This window comes from Lentzea californiensis (assembly GCF_024648825.1).
GTDB lineage: Bacteria > Actinomycetota > Actinomycetes > Mycobacteriales > Pseudonocardiaceae > Lentzea > Lentzea californiensis.
Window position 1 is genome coordinate 66,047 of sequence record NZ_JANBBE010000010.1, and the last position, 11,154, is coordinate 77,200.

Here is an 11,154-nt window from a genome sequence, read left to right on the forward strand (position 1 = left end):
TCCCGGCGAACTCGTCGGAGTCGGCGTTTCCGCCCATCAGACCGAATCGAGCCAGCGCCGCAGGTGCGCCGCCGTCTCCGCCGCCTGCTCCTCGATGATCGAGAAGTGATCCGCCTGCACCTGTTCGGCCGGACCGCGGTGCAGCCAGGCGGGGACGGGGTCGGCGTCTCCGAAACCGCTCAACGCCGCGGTGGCCCGGAGGTTCAGCGTCGGCGCGGTGATCGGCCTGGTGTCGCGCTCGGAAGTGATCCGCACGTAGCCGCCCATGGCGACCAGGCCGTGATCGTCCACGGGAGTCAGCGCGTTGTCCCGCGACAGGAGTTGTCCCAGCGCGTCGGTGAGGACGCGGCCCTGGAGCTCGAGGTCCTCCGTCGAGTAGGTGTCGATCATCGCGACGCCCGCGAGCTCACCGCCGCCGTCCTCGATCCGCCGGGCGACCGCGTGGGCGATCGCACCCCCGATCGAATAGCCGACGAGCGCCACCGGGCCCCGTTCGAGCTCCGCCGCGACGGTCGCGGCGAGGCTCTCGATCGCCGCCGCCCACGTCGCCGGCAGGTCGTCGCCCGCGCGCGTGCCGGGTAGCCGCAACGCACTGACCTGGCGTTGACCACCCAGTTCACGGGCCAGCCGGGCGAACTGGTGCGGGCCTGATCCCGGCAGGAACGACGGGACGCAGATCAGCGCCGGTGCCGCGCTGCCGCGGGCCAGGAGTTGCGCGGCCGGGCGCTGCGCGGCGGCCTCGTCCACGGTGTACGTGGTCACGAGGGACGAACCGGCGATCAGCAGGGGCATCGCCTCCGCCAGCCGGCCGCGGACGTGCGCAGCCGACACCAGCTCGGTGATCGTGCCGCGCACGCCGGCCGGTGCCTGCTCGGCCACTCCGGTGTCGGACTCCTCGATCCGCGATCGCACCAGTTTCGCCACGTCGGCGGCGGTCGGGTGGTCGAAGATCAGCGTCGACGGCAACGCCAGCCCGGTCAGCTGGGCGAGCCGGTTCCGGAACTCGACGGCGCCGAGGGAGTCGAAACCGAGCTCGGTGAACGGCGCGTCCGGGTCGATCGCGTCGCCGGACAGGTGACCGAGGACCACCGCGGCGATCTTGCACACCTCTCGCAGGACCACACCGTCGCGGTCGGCGCCGGGCACCGCGGCGAGCTGCCGCGCCAGGCCGCCACCGGCACTCGCGGCGGCCGGGGGAACCCGGATCATGCCGCGCAGCACCGCGGGAAGCGCACCGCCGCGCGCCAGGGCGGTGAGCGCCGCCGTGTCCAGCAACGCCGTCATCGGTGTCGCCCGATCGGTCGCGACCGCGTTGTCGAACAACACCATCCCGGACTCCGGGTCGATCGGGACCAGGCCCAGCCTGTCCCGGATCTGACGGGCGTGCTTGTCGCCGCCGTCCCCGCCGAGCGTCTCCGCCATGCCGACCGTCCACAGTCCCCACGCCAGTGAGTGCGCGGGCAGGCCGGCGCCGCGCCGCACGCGGGCCAGCGCGTCCAGCATGCTGTTCGCCGCGGCGTAGTTGCCCTGCCCCTGCCCGCCGAGCAACGGTGCCGCGGACGAGAACAGCACGAACGCCGACAGGTCCAGGTCTCGGGTCAGCTCGTGCAGGTGCAGTGCGGCATCGACCTTCGGTGCCAGCACCCGTGTCGTCTGCTCGGGGGTGAGGGTGTCGAGCGTGCCGTCGTCCAGGACGCCCGCCGCGTGGACGACGGCGGTCAGCGGGGCGTCGGCGTCGATGCCGGCCAGCAACGCCCCGACCGCGGCGCGTTCGGTGACGTCGCACGCCACGACCCGGACGCGGGCGCCGAGGCCGGTCAGTTCGGCGGCCAGTTCGGTGGCGCCTTCCGCGGCCTCACCACGCCGCGAGACCAGCAACAGCCGTCGTGCGCCGTGAGCTGTCACCACGTGCCGGGCGACGATCGCGCCGATGCCGCCCGTGCCGCCGGTGATGAGCACGGTGCCCCGGTCGAACGACGGCGGCACGCCCGGTTCGGTGGCGGGCAACGGGTGCAGCCGTGGCACCAGGAGCCGGCCCTCGCGGACGGCCACGTGCGGTTCGCCCTGGGCGACGGCCTCGGCGAGCGAGGAGTCCGGCAGGGTCTCGCCGTCGTGGTCGACGAGCAGGAACCGGCCGGGGTGCTCGGACTGCGCGCTGCGCACCAGGCCCGCCACGGCGGCCCCGGTCAGGTCGGGTTCCTCACCGGGCAGTCCGGCGGCCGTGCGCGTCACGACCACGAGCCTGCCGGGCTGGTCAGAGCTCAGCCAGCCCTGCAACTGCTCGAGCGCCGCCAGCACGCCGGCGTGCACGTCCACGGCGCCGTTCCCCCCAGGCGCCGACCACACGACCGTGCCGGACGCGTCCTGCGGCACAGAAGCGGGCACGTCGACCCACCGGAGGTCGAACAACGGCGCCGCGCCGCGCAGCCGGGCCAGCGCCTGCCGCTCGACCGGGCGGGTCCGCACCGACTCCACGCTCAGCACGAGGACACCGGTCGCGTCGACCGCCTCCACGCGGAACGCGTCCGGTGCGATGCGCGCCACGCGGGCACGCAGGGCGCCCACGCCGGTCTGAGCCAGCTGGACACCGTCGAAGGCGAAAGGCAGCCGCGCCCCGCCGTCGGTGAGATGGCCGGCAGCCGCGTGGAACACCGCGTCCAGCAGCGCCGGATGCAGTCCGAAGGTGGTGGCGCGCACCGCGGCGTCGGTGTCGAGCGCCAGGTCGGCGAACACTTCCTCACCACGCGACCACACGGCGCGAACGCCCTGGAACGCCGGGCCGTACCCGAAGCCGAGGTCGCCGAGCGCGCGGTACACCTGCTCTCCGTCGACCGGCTGACCCGCGACCGGAGGCCACACGCGGGACCAGTCGGGCACCACGGCCGGTGCGGCGGGCGTGAGCACGCCACGGGCGTGCAGCACCCAGGAATCGCCCACGCGGGCGTGCACGGCCACAGCCCGGTGCCCGTTGGCGTCGGGTTCGTCCACGGAGAGCTGGACGTCCACGGCACCATCGGCCGTGAGCACGAGCGGCGCCGCGAGCACGAGCTCCGCCAGGCGCGGCACACCGAGCCGGGCACCGGCGGCCAGCGCCAGTTCGACGAATCCGCTGCCGGGCATCAGGACCGTGTCGAAGACGGCGTGGTCGGCGAGCCACGGCTGCGTGCGCAGCGAGAGCCTGCCGGTGAACAGCCACTCGTCCTTGCCGGCGAGCTGCACCTGCGCGTGCAGCAACGGGTGGTCGGCGGAGTCGGCACCGGCGAGCGGCGCGGTGCTCTCCGCGGGCTGCAGCCAGAACCTCTCGTGCTGGAAGGGATAGGTGGGCAACGTGGTCCGCGTCTGCGGCCGCTCGCCGAGGCAGGCCGCCCACCGCACCGACCGGCCCGCACAGTGCGCGGTGGCCAGCGCGGCGACCAGCTGCTCGGGTTCGGCGACCGTGCGACGGGATGCCGCGACCACCGTCGCATCGGCTTCCGCCAGGGTGGCGCGGGCCATGGTCGTCAGCACCGCGTCCGGGCCCAGCTCGACGAACAGGCCCGCACCCGAGTCGAGCAGTGTCCGCACCGCCGGGGCGAAGCGCACCGCCTCGCGCACCTGCCGCACCCAGTACTCGGGCGTGCCGACCGGGTCGAACGCTCCGGACACCGTGGAACACAAGGGGATCCGCGGCTCGTGATAGGTCAGGCCCGCGGCGATCTCCGCGAACTCGGCCAGCATCGGGTCCATCAGGGCGGAGTGGAACGCGTGGCTCACCCGCAGCCTGCTGGTCTTGACGCCTTCGGCCACCAGCCTCGACTCCAGCTCCGACACCGCCTCGGTGGCCCCGGAGAAGACGACCGCGTCGGGTGCGTTCACGGCCGCCAGTGAGACCGTTCCGCCCGCGACCAGTTCCCGCGCCCGTTCCTCCGGTACCGCGGCGGCGAGCATCGCTCCACCGGCCGGCAGCGCGCCCATCAACCGGCCACGGGCCGCGACGAGCCGGCACGCGTCCGTCAACGACCACACTCCGGCCACGTGCGCCGCGGCCAGTTCGCCGATCGAGTGCCCGGCCACGACGTCCGGCGTCACGCCGAACGACTCGACGAGGCGGTACATCGCCACCTCGAACGCGAACAAGGCGGGCTGGGTGAACTCGGTGCGGTCCAGCGGAGTGTCGTCGGCCGCGCCGAACATCACGTCCCGCAGCGAACGCCCCAGGTGCGCGTCGAACTCCGCGCACACCTCGCCGAGCGCGGCCGCGAAGACCGGGAACTCCTGGTACAGCCCGGCGCCCATCCCGATCCGCTGCGCGCCCTGGCCGGTGAACAGGAACGCGGTCGTGCCCGTCTGGCCGGCGCCGTCGACGATGCCCGGTCCCGGCTCACCCACTGCCAGGCGCGCGAGGGCCGGCAGCAGCGTCTCCCGGTCCGAGCCCACGACGGCGGCGCTCCGCTCGAACCGCGCGCGGTGCCGTGCCAGCGTCACCGCGACGTCGGTCAGGTCGAGCTCCGGACGTTCGAGCAGCGCGTCGTGCAGACGGCGCGCCTGGGTCCGCAGCGCGGTGGTCGTCCGCGCGGACAGCAGCAACGGCACGGCTGCCGGACGGCGCGGATCGACCGGCCGCGGCGAGACCGCGGGTGCCTCTTCGAGGATCAGGTGCGCGTTGGTCCCGCTGATCCCGAACGACGACACCCCCGCCCGGCGCGGGCGCTCCCCGACCGGCCACGGCTCGGCCTCGGTCAGGATCCGCACCGCCCCGGCCGACCAGTCCACGTGCGGTGAGGGCGCGTCGACGTGCAGGGTCGGCGGCAACGTCTCGTGCCGCAGCGCCTGCACCATCTTGATCACACCGCCGACACCGGCGGCCGCCTGCGCGTGCCCGATGTTCGACTTCAACGACCCGATCCGCAGCGGCTCGGCGCGGTCCTGGCCGTAGGCGTTGAGCAGTGCGCGCGCCTCGATCGGATCGCCCAGCGTGGTGCCGGTGCCGTGCGCCTCCACCGCGTCCACCTCGGCCGCGCTCACCCCCGCGTTGGCCAGTGCCTGCGCGATCACCCGCTCCTGCGACGGACCGTTCGGCGCGGTCAAGCCGTTGCTCGCACCGTCCTGGTTGATCGCGCTGCCGCGGATCACGGCCAGCACCGGGCGCCCGTTGCGCTGGGCGTCGGACAACCGCTCGAGGGCGAGCACGCCGACGCCCTCCGCCCACGAGACACCGTCCGCGGACGACGAGAACGCCTTGCAGCGCCCGTCCGGCGACAGCGCCCGCTGCCGGGAGAACTCGAGGAACAGCAACGGGGTCGACATGACCGTCACCCCGCCGACCAGGACCAGCGACGTGTCCCCGGCACGCAGCGCCTGTGCCGCCACGTGCAAGGCCACCAGCGACGACGAGCACGCCGTGTCCACCGTGACCGCCGGTCCTTCCAGTCCGAGTGCGTAGGACACCCGGCCGGAGACGACGCTGCCGGCCGACCCGGTCGCCAAATAGCCTTCCGCGGCCCCGTCGGCGGCGTCGCGCGCCGTGTGGCCGTAGTCCTGGTACATGACGCCCGCGTACACGCCGGTGTCGCTGCCCCGCAGCGAGGCCGGGTCGATGCCGGCGTCCTCGAGCGCTTCCCAGGAGGCTTCGAGCATCAACCGCTGCTGCGGGTCCATCGCCGCCGCCTCGCGGGGCCCGATGCCGAAGAACCCGGCGTCGAAGTCACCCGCGGCGTGCAGGAACCCGCCTTCCCTGGTGTAGATCCTGCCGGGTTTGCCGGGTTCGGTGTCGTAGAGGCGGTCGAGGTCCCAGCCGCGGTCGCCGGGGATCGTGGTGATCGCGTCGACGCGCCCGGTGACCAGGTCCCAGAGCTGGTCGGGGTTCTCGACACCGCCGGGGTACCGGCAGCTCATGCCGACGATCGCAATCGGCTCGTCCGCCTTCGTCCTGGCCCTGGCGGCACGGCGCGGTCCCGCCGGCTCCGAACCGTCGACGCGGGTGCGCAGGAAACTCGCCACGGCGGCGGCGGTGGGGTGGTCGAACACCAGGGTGGCCGGAAGCGGGACACCGGTGGCCGCGGTCACCCGGTTGCGGAACTCGACTCCGCCGAGCGAGTCGAAGCCCAGGTCCTTGAACGGTGTGCCGGGGTCGACGGCGTCGGCCGACTCGTGGCCGAGGACCGCCGCGGCGATCGAGCGGACCTCGTCGCGGATCAACGCCTCCCACTGGCCGGCGGGGGCGTCGAGCAGCCGCCGGCGCAACGGGCTGTCGGCGACCCGGCCGCGTGACGGCACGCGGATCAGGTCGCGCAGCAATGCGGGCAGCGTGCCGAGCCGGGCCGACGCGGTGAGGGAGGCGGTGTCGAGCACCGCGGTCATCAGCACCGGTTCGCCGGTGCCGATCGCGTCGTCGAACATCCGCATGCCGATGTCCGGCTCGATCGGGGCGAGCCCGAGGCGCGTGCGGATCTGCCGTACCAGGTGGTCGCCGCCGGGGTCGTTCAGCGCCTCGGCCATGCCGAGCTTCCACAGTCCCCAGGCCAGTGAGTGCGCGGGCAGACCGGCGGCGCGGCGGGACTGGGCGAGTGCGTCCAGCGCGGCGTTCGCGGCCGCGTAGTTGCCCTGGCCCTGCCCGCCGAGCAAGGGCCCGGCGGAGGAGAACAGCACGAACGCCGAGAGGTCCTTCCCGCGGGTGAGGTCGTGCAGGTGCCAGGCGGCGTCGACCTTCGGTGCGAGGACCCGATCCACCTGCTCGGCGGTCAGGGTGTCGATGGTGCCGTCGTCGACCACACCCGCGGTGTGCACGACAGCGGTCACCGGCTCGGAGTCCAGCAGTGCCGCGACCGCGGCGCGGTCGCTGACATCGCACGCGGCGACGCGGACCTCGGCGCCCAGCGCGGTCAGTTCGCCGACCAGTTCCGCGGCACCCCGCGCGGCCGGTCCGCGGCGCGAGACGAGCAGCAGCCTGCGCACTCCGTGCCCGGTGACGAGGTGGCGTGCCGTGACGGCGCCCAGGCCACCGGTGCCGCCGGTGATCAGGACCGTGCCGTCACCGAAGTGGTCGCCGGTCGGGTCGGCGGTGGCGGCGCGACTCAGCCGCGGTGCGAACGCGGCACCGTCGCGGATCGCGAGTTGTGGTTCGTCCGCGGCGATCCACCGGTGCAGGTCCGCGGGCTCGTCGTCGAGGTCGATCTGCACGATGCGCCCCGGACGTTCCGACTGCGCGCTGCGCACCAGGCCGCGGACGGCCGCCGCCGCGAGGTCCGGCGCCTCACCGGGCAGCCCCGCCGCACCGCGGGTCAGCACGATCAGCGTCGAGTCGGCGCAGGCGGGTTCGGCGAACCAGTCGCGCAGCACCGCGAGGGCGTCGTGCACAGCGGTGCGGACGGTCGCCGGGACGTTGTCGCCGTACTCCGTTTCCGGCGCCCAGACGACAGCCACGCCCGGCCGGTTCCCGCTCGCCGCGAACGCGGTGACGTCCGCGAACGTCTCGTCGCACCCGGCGACGGGCCGTCCCAGCGCGACCAGGTGCCGGTCGGCTGCCGGGCGTGCCGGCACCGGCGTCCAGCCGAGGGTGTGAAGGCGGGTGCGATCGCCGGCGAGAGCACGTGCGTCCGCGGGGCGGGCGAGCACGGCGTCGACCGACAGCACCGCGGCACCGGTGGAGTCGCAGGCGTCGATGCGCACCTTCCCGGGACCCGAGCGGCTGATGCGCGCGCGGACCGCGGTGGCGCCGCGCCGGAACACCCGGACGCCGCTGAAGGAGAACGGCAGCGGCAGCCTCCCGTCGGGCAGGTCGCCGGCGAGTGCGCCGAGGACGGCGTGGAAGGACGCGTCCAGCAGCGCCGGATGCACCTCGAAGCCGGCCGCCCGGTCCAGAGCGACCTCGGCGAACACGTCGTCATCACTGCTCCAGGCGGCGCGCACGGCCTGGAAGTGGGGGCCGTAGCCGAATCCGAGGCCGGCGAGCCGGTCGTACAGCAGCGTCTCGTCGATCGGCGTGCCGTCGATCGGCCAGTCGGGGTCGGTCCAGGCAGGTGCCACGCCGTCGGCGGGGGAGAGGACGCCGGTGGCGTGCACCGTCCAGTCCGCCTCGCCGGAGGCCAGGGCGCGCGAGTGGATCGTCAGGCGCCGGCGGCCGGTGTGGTCGGCGTCGGTCACCGAGACCTGCACGTCCACGGCACCGGTGCCGTCGAACAGCAGCGGCGCCGACAGGACGAGCTCGTCCACGACGGGCAGGTCCAGGTGGCCACCGGCGGCCAGCGCGAGCTCCACGAACGCGGTGCCGGGCAGCAGCACCGTTCCGAAGGCCGTGTGGTCGGCGATCCACGGCTGGTCGGTGGTGGAGAGCCTGCCGCTGAACAGCCATTCGTCGCGTCCGGCGAGCGGAGCGGCGACGCGCAGCATCGGATGGTCGAGTGCGGCGAGACCGGCGCTGCCCACGTCACCGAGCGCCGTGTCGTCGGGCTCCAGCCAGTGGCGGCGACGCTGGAAGGCGTAGACGGGCAGGTCGAGGTGGGGTCGTTCCGGTGTCAGTGGCGTCCAGTCGACGGCGACGCCGGAGCAATGGGCGGCGGCGAGGGACCGCAGGAACTGGCCGGCCTCGTCGACGGTGCGCCGTGACGCCGCCACGACCAGCGAGCGGGCCGCCACCTCGTCGCCCAGGGTCTGGCGGGTCAGCGCCGTCAGCACCGCGTCCGGACCCACCTCGACGAACCGGCGCACGCCGGCGTCGGCCAGTGATCGCACCGCCGGGGCGAACCGCACGGCCTCGCGCACCTGCCGCACCCAGTACCGCGGCGTCAGCAGTTCAGGACCGGCCGGCTCGCCCGACACCGTGGAGTGCACGGCGATACGCGGTGCCTGGTACGCGATGGACCGGGCGACCTCCTCGTACTCGGCGAGCATCGGCTCCATCAACGCCGAGTGGAAGGCGTGGCTGACCGTCAGGCGGGTCGTCTTCACCTTCTCGGCCACCAGCCGTTGCTCCAGCGCGCCGATCGCGGCCGTCTCGCCGGAGAACACCGTCGCCGCCGGTGCGTTCACGGCCGCCAGTGAGACCGTTCCGCCCGCGACCAGTTCCCGCGCCCGTTCCTCCGGTACCGCGGCGGCGAGCATCGCTCCACCGGCGGGCAGCGCGCCCATCAACCGGCCACGGGCGGCGACCAGCCGGCACGCGTCGGCCAGCGACCACACCCCGGCCACGTGCACCGCGGCCAGCTCGCCGATCGAATGCCCGGCCACGACGTCCGGGGTCACGCCGAACGACTCCAGGAGGCGGCACAGGGCCACCTCGAACGCGAACAGGCCGGGCTGCGTGAACTCCGTCCGGTCGAGCAGGGCCGTGCGCTCGATGTCGATGTCGCCGAACACGACGTCGCGCAGCGACACGCCCAGCAGGGCGTCGAACTCCGCGCACACCTCGTCGAGGGCGGCGGCGAACACCGGGAACGCGGCAGCCAGCCCCGCCCCCATGCCCACGCGTTGCGCGCCCTGCCCGGTGAACAGGAACGCCGTTTCGCCGGTGGTGGCGGCGCCCGACACGACCTGTGCGGACGCCGAACCCGCCGCCAGGGCCGCGAGACCGGAGAGCAGTCCGGCCCGCTCGGCGCCGAGCACCGCGCCGCGCTGTTCCAGGCGAGCGCGCGTGGAGGTCAGGGCGGCGGCGACATCGGCGTCGTCTGCCTCGGGGTGGTCGGCGAGCCAGGTCAGCAGCCGGCTCGCCTGTGCCCGCAGCGCGCTTTCCGACTTGGCCGAGAGCAACCACGGCATGGGTGGTCCCGATCGAGGCTGCTGTGCGACGGGTTCCGTGCGCGGCGCCTCCTCGAGGATCACGTGCGCGTTGGTCCCGCTGATTCCGAAGGACGACACACCGGTCCTGCGTGGACGGTCGGTTTCGGGCCACTGCCGGGCCTGGGTGAGGAGTCGGACCGTGCCGGCCGACCAGTCGACCTCGGGGGTGGGTTCGTCGACGTGCAGGGTCGTGGGCATGATCCCGTTGCGCAGGGCCATGACCATCTTGATCACGCCGGCCACGCCCGCCGCGGCTTGTGCGTGGCCGATGTTCGACTTCACCGAACCCAGCCACAGCGGGTCGTCCTCGCCGTGGGCCCGGCCGTAGGTGGCCAGCAGCGCCTGCGCCTCGATCGGGTCGCCCAGCCGCGTGCCCGTGCCGTGCGCCTCGACGACGTCCACTTCGGACGCTGACAGCTGTGCGTTGGCCAGCGCGGCCCGGATGACGCGCTCCTGCGACGGCCCGTTCGGCGCCGTCAGCTGACTGCTCGCACCGTCCTGGTTCACCGCCGTGCCGCGGATCACCGCGAGCACGCGATGACCGTTGCGCTGGGCGTCCGAAAGGCGCTCCAGCACCAGCACACCGGCACCTTCGGCCCAGCCGGTGCCGTCCGCCGAGGACGAGAACGCCTTGCACCGCCCGTCCGGTGACAACCCGCGCTGCCGGGAGAACTCGACGAACGTGTTCGGCGTCGCCATCACCGTGACGCCACCGGCGAGCGCCATCGAGCACTCGCCTTGGCGCAGCGACTGAGCGGCGAGGTGCACCGCCACCAACGACGAGGAACAGGCGGTGTCGATCGTGACCGCCGGCCCCTCCAGCCCGAAGGTGTACGACAGGCGCCCCGACGCGATGCTGCTCGCGCTTCCGGTCAGCAGGTAGCCCTCGAAACCCTCGGGCGCGGTGGGAATCCGCGAGCCGTAGTCGTCGTACATGACGCCCACGTACACCCCGGTGCGGGTGCTCCTCAGCGTGGTCGGGTCGATGCCCGCGTGCTCGAAGGCCTCCCAGCCGGTCTCCAGCAGCAACCGCTGCTGGGGGTCCATCGCCGCCGCCTCGCGAGGGCTGATGCCGAAGAACTCGGCGTCGAACTGGTCCGCGTCGTACAGGAAACCGCCTTCACGGGTGTACGAGGTCCCCAGGTGATCGGGATCGGGGTGGTAGAGCGCTTCCAGGTCCCAGCCGCGGGTGTCGGGGAAGGACCCCACCACGTCACGCCCGGTGCCGACGAGCTCCCAGAAGTCCTCCGGAGAGGCGATCCCGCCCGGCAACCGGCACGCCATGCCCACGACCGCGATCGGCTCGTGGGCGCGTTCCTCCAGGTCCTGGACGCGCTGGCGGCTCTCCCGCAGGTCGACCGTCGCCCGCTTGAGGTAGTCCCGCAGCTTTTCCTCGTTGTT

1 pseudogene is annotated in these 11,154 nt (G+C 73.7%); it reads right to left on the minus strand.

The features are described from left to right. Nucleotides 1-36: 36 nt before the first annotated feature. Nucleotides 37-11,139, minus strand: a pseudogene (locus tag LX88_RS30785) (SDR family NAD(P)-dependent oxidoreductase); the annotation flags it as partial. Nucleotides 11,140-11,154 lie beyond the last annotated feature (15 nt).